Source organism: Paenibacillus qinlingensis (assembly GCF_013204845.1).
Taxonomy (GTDB): domain Bacteria; phylum Bacillota; class Bacilli; order Paenibacillales; family NBRC-103111; genus Paenibacillus_E; species Paenibacillus_E qinlingensis.
Window position 1 is genome coordinate 23345 of record NZ_JABMKY010000024.1, and the last position, 15815, is coordinate 39159.

The window sequence follows — 15815 nt, forward strand, 5'->3', positions numbered from 1 at the left end:
TAGTGATCAACATCGGATTAGCGGGTTGGGGTGACCATGACTTAGGCGGGGGCAAGGGGAAGCTCGTAACATATGGGTCCCATTTTCCGATCGTGGAGGTAGACACCTCCTTCTACGCCGTACAGCCTGAACGCAATTATGCGAAGTGGGTTCAAGAGACACCTGAGAACTTCGGGTTTATTATTAAGGCTTACCAAGGGATGACGGGCCATCTGCGGGGCGAAAATCCTTTTGCCGGTGGGGTTGAACAGATGTATGAGGCGTTCTTACAGTCGATTCGACCCGTTCAGGAAGCGGGGAAGCTGAAGGCTGTGCTGTTTCAATATCCACCCTGGTTTGCTTGCAACAAAGGGAGTGTGGATGTGATTCGCGAGGCGAAGGCGAGAATGGGCGATGTACCCTTGGCGCTGGAGTTTCGGCACCAGAGCTGGTTCACGGAGGACATGCGGGACAAGACGCTGGCCTTCATGAAGCGCGAGGGCTGGATGCATAGCATCTGCGACGAGCCGCAGGCAGGCATTGGATCTGTTCCGATCGTCATGGAGGCGACGCATCCTGACATGACGATAGTTCGCTTCCACGGACGCAACGTGGGGGGATGGGTGCAGACGAACGAAGCCAACTGGCGCGATGTGCGGTATTTGTACGACTACAATGCGCAGGAATTGTTGGAGTGGAAGGTGAGGTTGCTCCGCTTGCAGGAGCAGACACGGGAGATTTGCATCATTTTCAACAACAACTCAGGTGGACATGCAGCAGGCAATGCGAAAACGTTGATGAGCATGTTAGGTTTGGATTACGAGGGGCTGGCGCCGAGGCAGTTGGATTTGTTTTGAGTTGTGAGAAGGCGGACAGCGTGCTGTCGCTGAATTGTCGAAGTCGAGGCTGTCTGATTTGGTAACTTTTGATACAATGGGATGTAGGAGTAGATAAAAGGGGCGTGTAATAGGTGGTTGGTGCAGTTATTGGAAGTGTGATCGCGATTATTATCGTGATTGGGCTAACGATTTGGATAACGAAGAAGGCTTATTCGCGTAAATGGGAAGATGATGAATAGCAGTTTCATAGATGCGTAAATACCCCTGTAGGATGCACCTTCACTTCATGTGATGTGCTCGATTTTGCAGGGGCATTTTTAATTGAGGAGAATGCAAGTTGCTGACGAACCCTCGTTGTGCCGCGGTTACTCATGCTGCACCCGTCGGTAATCCGACGGCGTTACACCAGTTTCTCTTTTGAAAATCCGATTAAACGAACGGTAATTCTCGAAGCCGATGGATTCGGCGATTTCAAATGTTTTCTGATCCGTTGTCAGAAGTAACAGCTTGGCCTTTTCCACTCGCAGGTGTGTCAAATACTGCACGAAGCTTTCGCCTGTTGTTTTCTTAAACATACTGCTGAAATAAGGGACGCTGTAATTGATCGATTCTGCCAACTCTTCCAGCTTGTACGGATAGCTGAGATCCTCGTACATCTTCTGAATCATACGCGAGATTGAAGCGTCGATTGTCTTGCCGTCGCCTTGCAGACGCTGCAGGTTACGGAAGAAAAGAAACGTCGTTTCATGCACAGCATGGAACGTTTGGCATTGCTCAAGCTTCTTACGGAAAGCGGCCTCCAGCTCCGCGGCTTCTTCGGAATCAGCCGTGAAATGGCTGATATCCAAAAATACGCGCAGATACAACGATTTAATCTGCTCCGGATCCCAGCGCTCTTCCATCGCCTGCCGGAAGAAGGAGTTGCGCTCCTGCTCCAAGGCGGCTGCGCTGCGAAGCGGCTCTAGCAGTGCCTGCTTCAAAATCTTCACCCAGAGCCGACTATAATTCTCTGGGATGTGTTGGAAAGTGACCATCTCGGCCCAAGCGGAGCGCGAGACGGTCGTATTGCACTGATAAAAGAACGGATAGGCAGCCGCCACCAGCCTCTTCAGCTCTACCAGCCGTTCTCCCATGCCCTGCTTGATGCGGAATTCCAGTGTGAGCGGACTCATTTTAAGATATGCCGTAAAAGATTGAATGATCTGTTCAAGAAGCGCATCTCCTTGGGGTGCGTTCCTCTCTGGTGCATAGATCGCAAAGAACCGCCCTTTATCCAAGGCAATAACTTTATTCGCCCCGTGAGCCGTGAGCAGCTCCTTTAAGACGTTAACCCCGGCGAATTGCCACAGTTTCAGCTCCTCCTGTTGATCAATCGAGAATCGCAGCGAGCTTCGGTCGAGCTCTAGGAGCAGTACATGAAAGTTCCCTTTCGCTACGGGGATATGGGCTGCTTCCAAGCTTTGGAGCCAATCAGCCTCAGCGTCCGACGACCTAAGCATATTGAGGAAAGTACTCTGTTCAATCTCCATTTCGTTCGAGCGGACCTTTTGCTCCAGAAGCAGCTGCTTCTCACGAGTTTCATCTAATGAAACTGCCTGCTGAGCAAGACCCTCCATTGTGCGGGCCAGCAGCTTGGGATCAGAAAGGCAGTCATCTTTAATTAAATAGGCGGCAGCTTTTAACTGAATCGCTTGCTGTGCGTAGTGAAAGTCCTTGTGACACGTTAAAATGATCATTTGCGGCATCGCTTCACCGCTCTGTTCGATTTCGTGGAGCATTTCCAGCCCGTTCATTCCAGGCATCGTAATATCTGTGACGATCATCTGTGGCTTATGTTGTACAAAGAGTTCAAAGCCCTCGAGCCCATCCTCCGCTTCACCAACGAGTGCGAACATGTCGCTGTGTTCCTCGATCATTTGCCGAAAAACGGTTCTTGCCGGTATTTCGTCCTCAACCAAAAGCACCTTATAGCTGCTCATGTTGCACCTCCTTTAAACGAACGGTATCTGAGGGAAGCAGGAAACGGATCAGCAAACCCGTATCGCCGGTAGAGAATAACTCCATCTGCGCTTCTTTACTAAACATCAGCCTCATCCGTAACCAGACATTTTTGAGACCGATATTTTCGCCAAGTTGTTCTTGCTGCATATGCACACGCAGCTTCTCCAGCTGAGTCTCATCCAGACCAACCCCGTCGTCTTCAATCTCTATAATGGTATAGGCGTCTTCAGACCGCATAAACACGCGAATATGAATGTGGCCTTCAGCCCTTTTTTTCGGTAAAATCCCATGAAACACGGCATTTTCAATGAGCGGCTGCAAGCTTAGCTTAGGGATGTACATGGTCTCCAACGGCGAAGCAATGTCAACGTGCAGCTTGGTTTGGTATTTGTACCGCATATTCAGCAGACCGATATAATCCTGTAGATAGTCCAGCTCCTGCTGCAGCGGCACATTCTGATCGTAATTTTCCATGCTGTAACGCAGCAAGGAGACGAATTTCCCCATCAGTGTATTAATATTGTCGTAATCTTTCAGCATGGCAAACATGCGAATTGTATTGAGAGTATTGTACATAAAATGCGGATTAATCTGCGATTGCAGCGCCCGAATCTCCAGCTTGCGCTTCATATCCTCGGATTCCTGCTGTTCCGAAAGCAATTCTTGAATTCGGATGGCCATGGCATTAAGCATGCGTCCTAAATCGCCGATTTCATTATTGGCAAAATAGGTGACACGGGCATCGAAGTTCCCTTTTTTTATCGCATCCACCTGCCGCTTGACCGCCTGTAGAGGGCGATACAATTGGTAGCCGAAGCCGATGACGGAAAGCCCGCCCACCGTAACGAGCGCAAGGAGAAAATAGGTGACGGTCTTGCGAATAATGTCAGCGTTTTGCGTCAGCTCACGTGATGGAATTTCCGAGATGACAATCCACTTATCAAAGGTTTTCGTTTGTTTCACTGAAATGATGGACGTGTCCATCTCGAATTGCGTCGGTTTCCCTAATGAGATCCAATGCGCTAAAATGCTGCGGGTGCGGACGTCATCTTGGCTGCGCTCTAGCTTGCTGGTTGTGGCTACGGTAACACCACTTTGTGTTAGAAGCGATACAGAGCCGAGCGAGCCAAGCTGAATATTCTCAATTTGCTGTTGGAACTGCGCGTTATTCATTGAAATCAAAAGTACCCCGCGCATATCCTCGTAGGTTTCGAAGGGGATCCGACCGATATAGTAGGTTGAGTTTTGCAGTATTTTTAACTCAGGGTGTGAGCTCTTATCTAGAAACATGCTGGACTGGCCTTTGGCTAGGAACTCTTGGATCAAGGGTTTGAAGGGCGAACTTCCCAGCGTCGATGGAACCTCATCCGATGATAAGACTTCGCCGGTAATGTTGGAGTACACCTGCAAGCCCTCGACATTGCCGATCACTGCGGAGGCGGTGCTGAGAACCGAGATGAGATCCTTTTTGCGGACAACCTCTTCGAAATATTGGGAGGAGGGTGACACCAGCGCGCTTTGGATCGATGAAATGCGGGAATACTGCTCACTAAGCTCACGGAACCTGGACATCGTCAGCTCAATTCGGTCCACGACCTGATTAACGAGCTGGGCGTTCAGCCGATTAACCTGTTTCTCTACTGTCGAACTGGATACGGATATGGAGATATAGGACAATACAATCAGCGGGATGATGGAGACAGCCAGCATGACTAGAATCATTTTGATATAAAAGCTACGGGTAAGAAAACCGAAAAAGGGCAACATCATGGTGCTCATCACATCCGTTTTGGCTTAGTTGATCTCCCTCCGCCGGGTCGGGGGGTCTTTGTATTTGAATTATAGTACAAGGGGAGTAAGGGGGATAGCGCTTCGGGCCGTTATCTTAAAAACGGTGACACTTTCACTTGTTTTCGACATGTTCTTGCTTCATTAGGATCTCTTATAATTCAAACTGTACCACATACGACACGTCAGTAAAAACGAAAAGGGGAATATACATGACTAGTAAAAAAACGCTTGTACCCGTTCTCGCGGCTACACTGCTCCTAGCTTCTGTGGCTGCAGGCTGCTCTAGTAATTCGAAGACACCAGCCAGCACGACGCCAGGTTCGCAGTCACCCGCTGCCTCAGCAGCACCTACGACGATTAAGGCAATGACGATCTTGTTCGGTAACCCACCTGCAACAGACAACAATAAGGCGAAAGAGGATCTGGAGAAAAGAGGAAACGTGAAGCTCGACGTTACGTTTGTTCCGTCCGAAGCCTACAAAGATAAGCTTTCTGTTGCAGTCTCAGCGGGCGATTCCTATGACTTGCTCTTGCTGGATGGCGGTAAGGACGATAAATTTACAAACTTGGTCAAAATGGGTGCCTTCCATGACCTCACTCCTTATTTGAACAATACCAAAAATTTAAAGCAGATTGATCAGGCCGTGTGGAACAACTCAGAAGTCAAAGGGAAGGCTTACGGGATTCCAAGACCACGCGGTATCTATGGCGGCGGAGACGGCAACCTGATTATTCGGAAAGACTGGCTGGATAAATACAACTTGCCAGTGCCAAAAACAGTGGACGAGCTGACGAATGTGCTTCAAGTGTTTAAGGAAAAAGATCCAGCTGGCGGTGGCAAAACGATCCCACTTTCGGTCAATGGTGTAGATGCGATCGGATCACCAGGTCCATTTGCAGGTACGAATCCGATGCAGTTTGCTTTCGGTCTGCCTAACGTATGGAAGCTGGATAACGGTAAAGCAGTTCGGGATTTCCAAACCCCAGAGTACAAAGCATACCTAGACTGGTTGCAGGGTGCTTGGAGTAAGGGCTTGATTGACAAGGATGCGCCGGTGTTGAAAAACCAACAGCAGGTGCGAAGCAAATTCCTGGCGGGTGTAGCTGGTGTTTTTGCTGGCAACGCGAGTGACTTAACCGAAACCAATGTAACTAAACTAAAACAAGTTGACCCGAATGCAGAGATTGCCATCATTGATCTGTTAGAGGGCCCAGGTGGTAAAAAAGGTGTTAACGTGGGCGGCGGCTATTACGGGCTTTGGGTAATTCCGAGCTCAGTGCCAAAAGACAAAGTTCAAAAAATCGTCGACTTCTTGGATTTCAGTGCTTCCGAAGAGAACGCGGCATTCGCGAAAACCGGCGTGCTCGGGTTGCATGCCAGTGAGCTGAAGGATGGCGTTGCCGTCCAAACGGATGAGCAGAAGAAGCAATTCGATCTGGATAAACCATCGCAATTTGTTCTCGAAAATAAAGCGGATCCTTACACATATGCAACAGCGAAGGATCAAGCGATCTTGAAGGTTCAAAAGGCGTCACTGGATGTCATCAGCAAAGCGGGTATTGCCAATCCATTCCTCAGTTATAATTCGCAGGTTGCCAGCAAAAATCCAGACAGCTATAAAAAAATGAGTGCATCCATGACGAAGTACGTCCTGGGCGAGTCCAAATGGGACGATGTTCAGAAGGAAGTGGATGCTTGGACGAACGGATTGGGTGGTCAAATCACGAACGATCTGCTCGATCAATATAACGAAGATCATAAGTAAGAATGAGTAGGGGGCGCGGATAGCCCCCTCTATTTTTAGTAAGGAGGGGTACGGCTTGGAGAGAACAATACGACTTCAGAAACCAAAAAGATTCAGACAACTGTGGCCTTTTTATGTGCTGGCAGCACCGGGTCTCCTTTATTTTATCGTGTTCCATTACGCTCCTATGTGGGGGTTGGTGTTAGCTTTTAAGGATTACAGCCCTTTTGTCGGCGTATGGGATAGCCCGTGGGTCGGACTTACAAATTTCAAGGATTTTTTTAGTACGTCGGACTTTTATATTCTTTTCAAAAATACACTTCTGCTCTCCTTTCTCAATTTGTTCGTCTATTTTCCGTTTACGATTATGCTCTCCATTATGCTGCATGAATTGCGGCTTCAACTGTTTAAACGAATCTCCCAAACTATCGTCTATCTCCCACACTTTTTGTCTTGGGTTGTCATATACGGCATTACGATTTCGTTCTTTGGCCCGTCAGGGGTCATTAATCATTACATGGAGCAATGGTTCAGCTCAAACACGTTATTCCTAGTCAGCAATGAATGGTTTCGTCCGCTCATTATTCTGCAGTCCATTTGGAAGGATGCAGGATGGGGGACGATTATCTTCCTTGCTGCGCTCGCGGGCATTAATCCAGAACTATACGAAGCTGCCAAGGTGGACGGGGCAAACCGTTTCCAAAATATCCTGAACATTACACTGCCTGGGATCAAAAGCACAATTGTCATTCTGATGCTGCTCAAGTTGGGTTCGTCGCTGGATTCGAACTTTATGCAAATCTTCTTGATGACCAACAGCTTGAATTTGGAAGTGTCCAATGTGTTTGACCTCTTCGTGTATCACATCGGGTTGGAGCAATTTAATTACAGCTTCGCCATCACCGTCGGTCTGTTTAAATCGGTAGCCAGTCTCATTCTGGTGCTCACCGCGAATTATGCAGCGAAATGGCTTGGCGAAGAGGGGATTTTCTAGAGAGGAGTGAAGACATCATGAAAGCGCGCGTAACTTGGTTCGACAGTCTCCTTGCCGTCATTATTATCCTGATCTCCTTGACGGTGATTCTGCCTTTTCTATATATCATTGCGGTTTCATTCAGCCCGCCAGGGGATTCTATGGCCGGAAATTTCTTTATTTGGCCGAAGCACTGGACGCTGGATGCTTACAGCTACTTGTTCAATGCTCAAACCTTCCTGAATTCTATTAAAAATTCAGTCTTCATTACCTTGTTGGGCACATGCGTCAATCTATTCGTTTCCATTACGCTGTCCTATGCACTCTCCAAACGGATTGTGCCGGGCCGTCGTGTCATGATGCTGTTTATTTTCTTTACCATGATTTTTCATGGCGGCATGATTCCGAGCTATCTAGTCGTGAAAAGCTTAGGCTTGCTCGACTCCTATTGGGCGATTGTATTGCCTGCGGCAACAAGTGCGTTTAATGTGCTCGTAATCCGCTCCTTTTTTCAAAGCTTGCCGGAAAGTCTGGACGAAGCTGCGCGCATTGACGGGGCGGGGGAATTCCGTATTCTGTTCTCCATCGTGATTCCGCTGTCGAAGCCGATTATCGCGACATTCACTTTGTTTTTCATGGTGCAGTATTGGAATGAGTTTTTCTCAGCTGTTATTTATATCAATGATACGAACCGCTGGCCGATTCAGCCGCTGCTGCGGCAAATGGTAGCGATCAGCGCCTCCAACATTTCAGCTGATGCCGCCATCGATGCACAGTTGGCCGTTAATCTTGGGCCTAACGTACAGAATGCGGCAATTTTGCTGGCGATGCTGCCAATTGTGGCTGTGTATCCATTTCTACAAAAGTACTTTGCCAAAGGCGCGATGCTAGGCTCCATTAAGGAATAAGAAGGTGAAACTATGATCGAGATGGGTTATAAGAATTTACGGCATAATCCAAATTTTACCCAACTGCAAATGACAGATGAGACATTTATTCGGCAAGAACTGGATTTGGAGCGACCAGACATGGTGATGGTGCGCGAGCACATGGCTCTCGGCGATGTAATTGGAGCGCGGGATGCATATTTAGCGTTGATCGATGCCAGTGTTACCAAGCGCTACTATTTCAATGTGAGCGATGTGCCGAGCTTGATGGCTTATGCTAGGGAGCGGTATGGGGATGACGAGGATGCAAAGCTGTCCATCGCGGAAGCTAACCGAATTGTGACGGGGGATCTTCCGCTCATTAAAGGAAAACGCGTTCAGTTTCAAGATGGCAAATACGATTGGAACAGCTGGCTGTATGACAGCTCGCAGTATCAGCTGCATTTGACGAGATTCGTATATGTGAAGCATTTGGCGCGGGCTTACTGTGTGACGGGTGACGAGAAGTACGCAGCATGCTGGAATGAGATGATGCATCACTTCATCGATGATAATCCTGTACCCGTGAATGATACGTTCCGAGCACAACACTGTACGTGGGATCCACTGTCCGTCGGGGTACGGTTGTTCATGTTGCCAGAAGCGTTCATGACGTTCTGGGGCTCGGCTTCGTTCACACCTGAAGTGAAAATGAAAGTGATCAAATCGTTCCACGAGCATGGCCGCTATGTACGCAGCTACCATGCCCATCACGGCAACCATGCGACGATGCAGCTTCGTGGTCTCATCCAGGTCGCGCTGCTGCTGCCGGAATTGAAGGTGTCGTCCACGTGGCTAAGCTACGGACTGAAGGAGTTACCGAGCTACATCCAGCAAAATGTGTACGAAGATGGCGTCCAGTTCGAAGCGAGTCCCAACTATCATTTGGTCGTCATGCGGGACCTGTTTGAATTGGTTCCGCTGTTTCAGACTCTCGGTTTGACAGTCGAATCCTCGTATGAAGAAGTGCTCGAGCAAATGTATATTGTGCTTCTGCATATGCTGACGCCAGATGGCCAACTACCGCGCTTCGGTGATACAGATGCTCATGTGCCCAATGAGCTGCGTACGACAATGAGCTTAGGGGCGTATTTATATCATCGGGCTGATTTCAAATATTGTGGACACGCCAAACTGCCGTTCTCTTTACTGTGGAGGTTGGGACCTCAGGCAGTGGAAAGGTATGAACGATTAACCGCAGAGAAGCCGAAGGAAACACTAGCTAGTTTCCCGGTTGGCGGTTATATCCTCTCACGGCACGATTGGAAGCACGATGCGCTGTATATGGGGATGCGCGCTGGCGTTGGGATTAACGGACATGCGCATTCCGATGCCCTGAGTGTGATCATGTACGCTGGCGGCAAAGAGCTGCTGCCAGATTCAGGGATGGGTCTCTTCGAGTGGAACAAAGAGCGTAAATATACGGTGTCCACACGGGCGCATAATACCGTTGTCGTGGACGGGCAAGATCAGCATGTCCGAGGTTTGCATTGGAATGCGCCGCCGACGGCTGCCTGCAAAATCTGGGATGTGCGCAGTAAAGCACAGTATGACTATTGGTTTGCCAGTCATTATGGCTACACCCGGTACGATGATCCCGTTATTCACTCGCGCAAAGTACTGTTTGTCAAAAACCGATACTGGCTCATCGTGGATTTGTTCGAGGCCAATGAACTGCATCGCTATGAGCAGTATTATCACCTGCCATGTGGTGAAGTCATTTGTGACTGGGAAGCGAGAAAGGTTAGTACGCATCTAGAAGGGGCCAATGTGCAACTACTCTATCCGCCTCAAGCGGGACAGGAGGATGTGCTGACCGTAGAATCGGGCTTGTTGTTCCATCAAGGAGAGTACTATACCAATCCAGTCGTTAAGCGATCGCTGTCAGTTCTGGGGAAAGCAACGATGGAGACCGTCATTGTCCCAAATGTGGATGGCGGCACGCGGCCTCATGTATTGGTTCATCGTGCATCGGCACATCAGCAGGGAAGAGAGTTAGCGCCATGGGAGGCAACAGCTTTGCGGATCGAAGGGGAAGGCTGGTCGGATGATATTTGTCTCTACCACGGCAATGTGGACGTTCAATCGTATCTTGATCACACGGGAAATATCGTGAGCGCGTCGCTGCTGCCAAAGCCGAGGGCAATCGAAGGTTTGTCTTTTGCTGGGGATTTGCACAGGGAGGATGTTATCATCAAATCGCGTTAGTGCGGTAGGGCTGTCAGCGGATGCTGGCGGCCTTTTGTGCATATGAGCCGCACACCCGCACAGCCAACGTGTTACGAAAATTACTGTTTTCGTAACACATGCCTGCTCAGCTAAAAAGAATCCCAAGTATAATGAGGGTATGAAGAACTAGATATTTAAAAATCTAGTTATTTATACCTAGTTTTATTATCCTATGCTTGCGAGCTGCTCAGGAGGCGAAGAACACATGCAGAAAGTTGGCAGTATCTCTTTGAAATGGGGCTTTACAATTCGAAAGAAGCTTTTGGTCTTTTGCCTAATGTTGTTGTTGATCCCTACGCTGTTTTTATCTATTGACAGTTACTTTAATGCCAAGGACGAGACGGATAAGCTCATTGAGAAAAACCTGGAGAACAGCGTCAAACTGATGGTTCAAAATATTAATCAGCTAAATGAGCTAGTCAAGAACGGTCAATTAACGATGGAGCAGGCGGAAGAAGACGCGAAGCTCATCATGCTGGGCAGCAAGCAGGCAGATGGGACAAGACCGATTAATCGTAATATTAACATGGGCGCCAACGGCTATTATTTTGTCCTAAACGATAAAGGGGATTTGCAAGCGCATCCGAGTCTGGAAGGTCAGAACATCTGGGATAAAAAGTCGTCGGACGGAGTTTATTACATTCAAGACATGATTCACCAGGCTCAAAATGGCGGCGGGTTTACCTTCTATGACTGGCCGCTGCCAAACAGTGAGCAAGAGGCGCTGAAGATAGCCTATGCCCTCAAAGTGCCGGATTGGAATTGGATTGTCGTAGCCGGTTCCTATTACCAGGACTACAATGAAGGTCAGAAGCGCATGCTGCATGCCACGATCACGACGCTGCTCATTTGTCTGGTCTTGGGGACGCTGGGCGTTATCCTTTTCTCCAATCATATCTCCAAACCGATTAAAAAAATTGCCGCCGAAGCCCGAAAGGTTGCGACTGGCGACCTGACTTCTGATGCGCTGTACATTAGGAACAGGGATGAAATCGGCGAGTTGGCCAGTGATTTTTCGACGATGAGCACGAATTTAAAAACGCTGGTGAAGCAAGTGATGCACAGCTCGGATCAAGTTTCCGCAGCTTCGGAGACGCTGCAATCCTCCATTGATGAAACGACACAAGCTTCAAGGAATATTGCAGAGTCCACACAGCTTATTGCGGCAGGCATCGAAACACAAGCGATGAGCACGGAGCAAAGCTCGAGAGCGATGGAAGAAATGACGCAGGGAATTCTGCGAATTGCCGATACGTCTTCGCAGGCCTATGAAACATCCATTCAATCAAAGACGGAAGCGGAATACGGCTTCGGGCTTATTGAGCAGTCCATTTCCAAAATGCAGTCCGTGGAGGAAGCGGTCAATAATATCTCCAAGGTGATGGAGACGCTGAATGTTCGCTCCCAGGAAATTAGCGGCATTGTCACCATGATGTCGGATATCGCCTCGCAAACGAGCCTGTTGTCACTAAATGCATCTATTGAGGCGGCACGGGCTGGGGAGCAAGGGCGAGGTTTTGCGGTTGTTGCGTCCGAGGTGAAAAAGCTGGCGGAAATGTCGAAGAACTCTTCCGAGCAGATCAACGAGCTTGTCAGTCAAGTGCAGGTGGACATTGCGTCCGCTTCCAGTTCGACTGTCCAAGGCATCGACGAATTCCAGCAAGGCATGTTGGCGATTGAGCAAACGGGAACAGCTTTTGCTAAAATTGTGGAAACAGCTCAAGGGGTCGTGAGCCAAATTCAAGAGGCTTCGGCGGCGGCGGAGCAAATGTCGGCAAGTTCCGAAGAAATTACTGCCTCTTTGCAGGAACTGGACCGCATTGCCGGGCAGTCGGCCAAAAGTTCGGAGTCGATTACCGCTGCAACCGAAGAACAAATTGCCACGATTGACGAGATTGCGCAATCCTCCAGTTCTCTTAACCACATGGCGACAGCACTTAAGGAGATGGCACATCAGTTTCGAATTAAGGAATGAGATGTTAGCAGTTCACCGGGCTGAACGGCTGAATAGAGCGGTGGAGCGACAAGACGAATGTCTTGATCGCTCTTTTTTGGTAAGCCACACGGATAGGCCTTTATAATGTTGTCAGGTAAGGGCTTTCTTGCTATGATGAAGCTAGTAAACATAAAGGTGGCTGACCAATGAATCGCATGGAGGCCGAATTCAGTAACTTGGTAAAAGCGTATCGCAAGAGGCATATGGGCAAGGGGCCGGAGCGCGTAACAACGACCTTCTGCAAAAGCTGGGCAATCTGCGAAATGGCGGGAAACCTCTCCCCGGTGGAGAAATTTATGGCGAAGACGGGCGATGGCAGGCAAATGCTCCGCACGGCACGCACAGAAATGGTCAAAGAGATCTACAAGGATCATCCACCTGTAGAAATGGAAGCGCTGCTTGGCGCGAAGTTCATCCAGTTATTCGTTGATATCGATATTGCGCAGGATATAGGGATGTCAGTATTCGTTTTTGATGAAGATTTGGAAAAGAAGTTTGGTACAAGAAACGGATAAATAACCGCTCGTACATCTACATATACATAAGTAAGGTGCTTGGCACTTGGTAGCGAACCTGCCGGAGACTAACCACTGTGATACAATCCGAGACTCTTCTCGTAAAGAGGGGCTTGGGTTGTTTTGCGGTGGTTTTTTGCTTCTAAAGAGCCAAGGAGCGGTCGTTACAAGCGGTTCAAACTTTAAGTGCTCAGCCAGCCTTTCTAGGCGTTCAAAGATGCAAATAGGCAACCTTTTTGCGAGAAATACGACACAAACGTCAGAAATGCCAGAAATAGTTGCAGATTTGCACTTATTTCTCTAAAGTAGCTGAATTTGTTGGAGAAAGGTTGCACTTTTGTATTTATTTGAGGCATCGGTTGATTATGGAGGCAGTGGGGAATGGTCTGGGCAAGAGGACATGCAAACTAAATGGGAATATATAGTGATGGCATACATACACGCAATGGGAGGCGTTCAATTTGGGGAAAACGAAGCACACAGGGCCGATCAAGCTGCCTGCGAAACCAGATCCTAAACTCTGGGTCAGTAAGATACCGTTCGGTCTCGGAAAGGTCAAGCCGAAGCATATTCGAGAGACGGCTAAAATTGCGTGGCAAAATCGAGATAATCTGCCGTATGCGGTGAGGATTCTGACACAGGGGGTGTGCGACGGCTGCGCGCTAGGTGTGTCGGGACTTTACGATCAGACGCTAGCGGGTCCGCATATCTGCACGACGCGGCTGAACGTCCTGCGGCTGAATACGATGCCAGCCATCCGCGAGGACCTGCTCCATGCGGATATTGACGAGCTCAGCCGCATGAGTTCCACCGAGCTTCGCCAGCTCGGGCGCATTCCGTATCCGCTCATCCGCAAGAAAGGTGAGCGACGTTTCCGCCGCGCCAGCTGGGATGAAGCGCTAGAGATGATTGCCTCTAAGATGCGCGGGTTGAACCCGAAGCAGATGGCGTTCTACCTAACGGCGAGAGGGATTACGAACGAGTCGTATTACGTGGCAGCGAAGGTGGCGAGATTGCTCGGCACGAACAATATCGACAACGCCTCGCGTATCTGCCATTCACCGTCGAAGACGGCACTCAAGCGCTCTGTAGGCGTGGGCGCGTCGACGTGCAATTACAAGGACTGGATCGGCACGGACGTCCTTGTGTTTTGGGGCAGCGTCGCCGCGAACAATCAGCCGGTCTCGACGAAGTATATGTATGCGGCCAAACGCAAAGGGACGAAGATCATTGTCATTAACCCGTACTACGAGCCGTCGATGGAGCAGTACTGGATCCCTTCGATTGCCGAATCTGCGCTATTTGGCACCAAGCTGGCCGACGATGTGTACCAAGTGAACATCGGCGGAGATATTGCCTTCATGAACGGCATCATGAAGGTGTGGTTCGAGATGGAGGCGCGCGAGCCTGGCTCCGCGATTGATCATGCGTTCGTGGCTGCGCACACGAACGGCATTGAGGAGCTGCGCGCCCACGTGGCGCAGCAGGACTGGACGACGCTCACGCAGTCGTCCGGACTCACACGCGAGCGCATCAGCGAGCTCGCGCAGATCCTAGCGCGTGCCGCTAGCGCGGTTTTCGTGTGGAGCATGGGGCTCACACAGCACCGCTTCGGCACGGACAACATCTCGCAGGTGGCGAATCTCGCCCTCCTGCGGGGCTTTCTGGGCCGCGAGCACTGCGGGCTGATGCCCATCCGCGGCCACAGCGGCGTGCAGGGATCCGGCGAAATGGGCGCCGATCCCTTCTCCTTGCCGGGCGGCGAGATCAGCAGCGCAGCCGACCGCAAACGCATCGAGCAGCTCTGGGGCTTCGAGCTGCCGAGCTGGCAAGGTGACATCGTCGGCGTCACCCTCGAGAACGCGCTCCTGCCGGAGGAGCAGGAGCGCAAGCTCCGGTTGTTCTACACATCCGGAGGCAACTTCCTCGAGACGATGCCGGACCCGGAGTTCGTCCGACAAGCCATTACTAACATGGACATCCGTGTCCACCAGGACATCATTCTTAACACCTCCACGCTGCTTGACGCGCAGGAGGCCGTAGTGGTGCTGCCCGCGATGACGCGCTACGAGCAGCCTGGGGGAGGCACATCCACCTCGACGGAGCGGATGGTGTACTTCTCGCCCGAGATCGCAGGTCCCCGCATCGGCGAAGCTCGTGCGGAGTGGGACATCTACGTCGATCTCGCCCGCCGGGTGAAGCCCGAAGCCGCAGCGTTGCTTGGCTGCGGCACTGCGGAAGCAATCCGCGCGGAGATCGCGCAGGCCGCGCCGAGCTATGACGGCATCCAGCACCTGCGGGAGCGCGGGGATGTGTTTCAGTACGGCGGCGCGTGGCTGTGCGAAGACGGCGTCTGTCCGACGCCGGACGGTCGCGGTCGTCTGCTGCCGATCGAGCTTCCGGAGCTGCGTAAGCCGGAGGGGCATTTCGCGGTGACGACGCGCCGCGGCAAGCAGTTCAATTCGATGATCTACAGCGACGTAGATCCGTTCAATGAAGCGGAGCGCTATGACGTGCTCATTCATAAAGAAGACGCGAAGGGACTCGCCTTAAACGAAGGGGAAGCGATCGTGGTCTACAATGGTTTCGGCAGCATGCATGGCAGAGTGAAGCAGGCTGATGTTAAGCAGGGAAACATCGAAGTACACTGGCCAGAGGGTAATAGCCTAATACCCAAGGGGGTATATGAGCCGTTCGCGGGCATTCCGGAGTATAACACGGCCGTCATCGTTGAAAAGGCAGAAACGTACCACGCACACAAAGACACTCGTTATGTAGAGAAACGCATTTTAGAGCTGGAAACCGAAATGGAGGGATGAGC

Annotated in this window: 10 protein-coding genes; 8 read left to right on the forward strand and 2 right to left on the reverse strand. The window is 50.3% G+C overall.

Features of this window, described 5'->3' with window-relative positions:
- Positions 1-2 precede the first annotated feature (2 nt).
- The gene (locus HQN88_RS29780; protein ID WP_173119299.1) at positions 3-836 is read left to right on the forward strand and encodes a DUF72 domain-containing protein; all 834 of its coding nucleotides are present in this window, start codon (positions 3-5) and stop codon (positions 834-836) included.
- Positions 837-1183: 347 nt separating this feature from the next.
- Here HQN88_RS29780 and HQN88_RS29785 read toward each other — a convergent pair whose 3' ends face one another.
- Both HQN88_RS29785 and HQN88_RS29790 read right to left on the reverse strand, forming a co-directional pair.
- Positions 1184-2797, reverse strand: coding sequence for a response regulator transcription factor (locus HQN88_RS29785; protein ID WP_173119224.1), 1614 nt, complete (start codon positions 2795-2797; stop codon positions 1184-1186).
- Positions 2784-4589 carry a cache domain-containing sensor histidine kinase gene (locus HQN88_RS29790; RefSeq protein ID WP_173119225.1) on the reverse strand — a complete coding sequence of 602 codons (1806 nt, stop codon included), beginning with the start codon at positions 4587-4589 and terminating at the stop codon, positions 2784-2786. The genes HQN88_RS29785 and HQN88_RS29790 overlap by 14 nt, the downstream gene beginning before the upstream one ends.
- Positions 4590-4819: 230 nt before the next feature.
- On the opposite strand from HQN88_RS29790, the gene HQN88_RS29795 reads away from it, so the two are divergent.
- The 7 genes from HQN88_RS29795 to HQN88_RS29825 all read left to right on the forward strand — a co-directional run bounded on the left by HQN88_RS29795 (position 4820) and on the right by HQN88_RS29825 (position 15813).
- Positions 4820-6376 (forward strand): extracellular solute-binding protein, encoded by a 1557-nt coding sequence (locus tag HQN88_RS29795; RefSeq protein ID WP_173119226.1) that lies wholly within the window; start codon positions 4820-4822, stop codon positions 6374-6376.
- A gap of 55 nt (positions 6377-6431) precedes the next feature.
- Positions 6432-7349 carry an ABC transporter permease gene (locus tag HQN88_RS29800; protein WP_246320529.1) on the forward strand — a complete coding sequence of 306 codons (918 nt, stop codon included), beginning with the start codon at positions 6432-6434 and terminating at the stop codon, positions 7347-7349.
- A 17-nt stretch (positions 7350-7366) separates the two neighbouring features.
- A complete protein-coding gene (locus tag HQN88_RS29805) occupies positions 7367-8236 on the forward strand; it encodes a carbohydrate ABC transporter permease (protein ID WP_173119227.1) in 870 nt (289 codons plus the stop codon).
- A 12-nt stretch (positions 8237-8248) separates the two neighbouring features.
- Positions 8249-10462 carry an alginate lyase family protein gene (locus tag HQN88_RS29810; protein ID WP_173119228.1) on the forward strand — a complete coding sequence of 738 codons (2214 nt, stop codon included), beginning with the start codon at positions 8249-8251 and terminating at the stop codon, positions 10460-10462.
- A gap of 226 nt (positions 10463-10688) precedes the next feature.
- Positions 10689-12458: a methyl-accepting chemotaxis protein gene (locus tag HQN88_RS29815; protein WP_173119229.1), complete on the forward strand. Its 1770-nt coding sequence runs from the start codon at positions 10689-10691 to the stop codon at positions 12456-12458.
- A gap of 167 nt (positions 12459-12625) precedes the next feature.
- Entirely contained in the window at positions 12626-12994 is a 369-nt protein-coding gene (locus tag HQN88_RS29820; protein WP_173119230.1) for a Na-translocating system protein MpsC family protein, read from the forward strand.
- A 461-nt stretch (positions 12995-13455) separates the two neighbouring features.
- Complete coding sequence (locus HQN88_RS29825) at positions 13456-15813, forward strand: FdhF/YdeP family oxidoreductase (protein ID WP_173119231.1); 2358 nt, start codon at positions 13456-13458, stop codon at positions 15811-15813.
- The last annotated feature ends 2 nt before the right edge of the window (positions 15814-15815 follow it).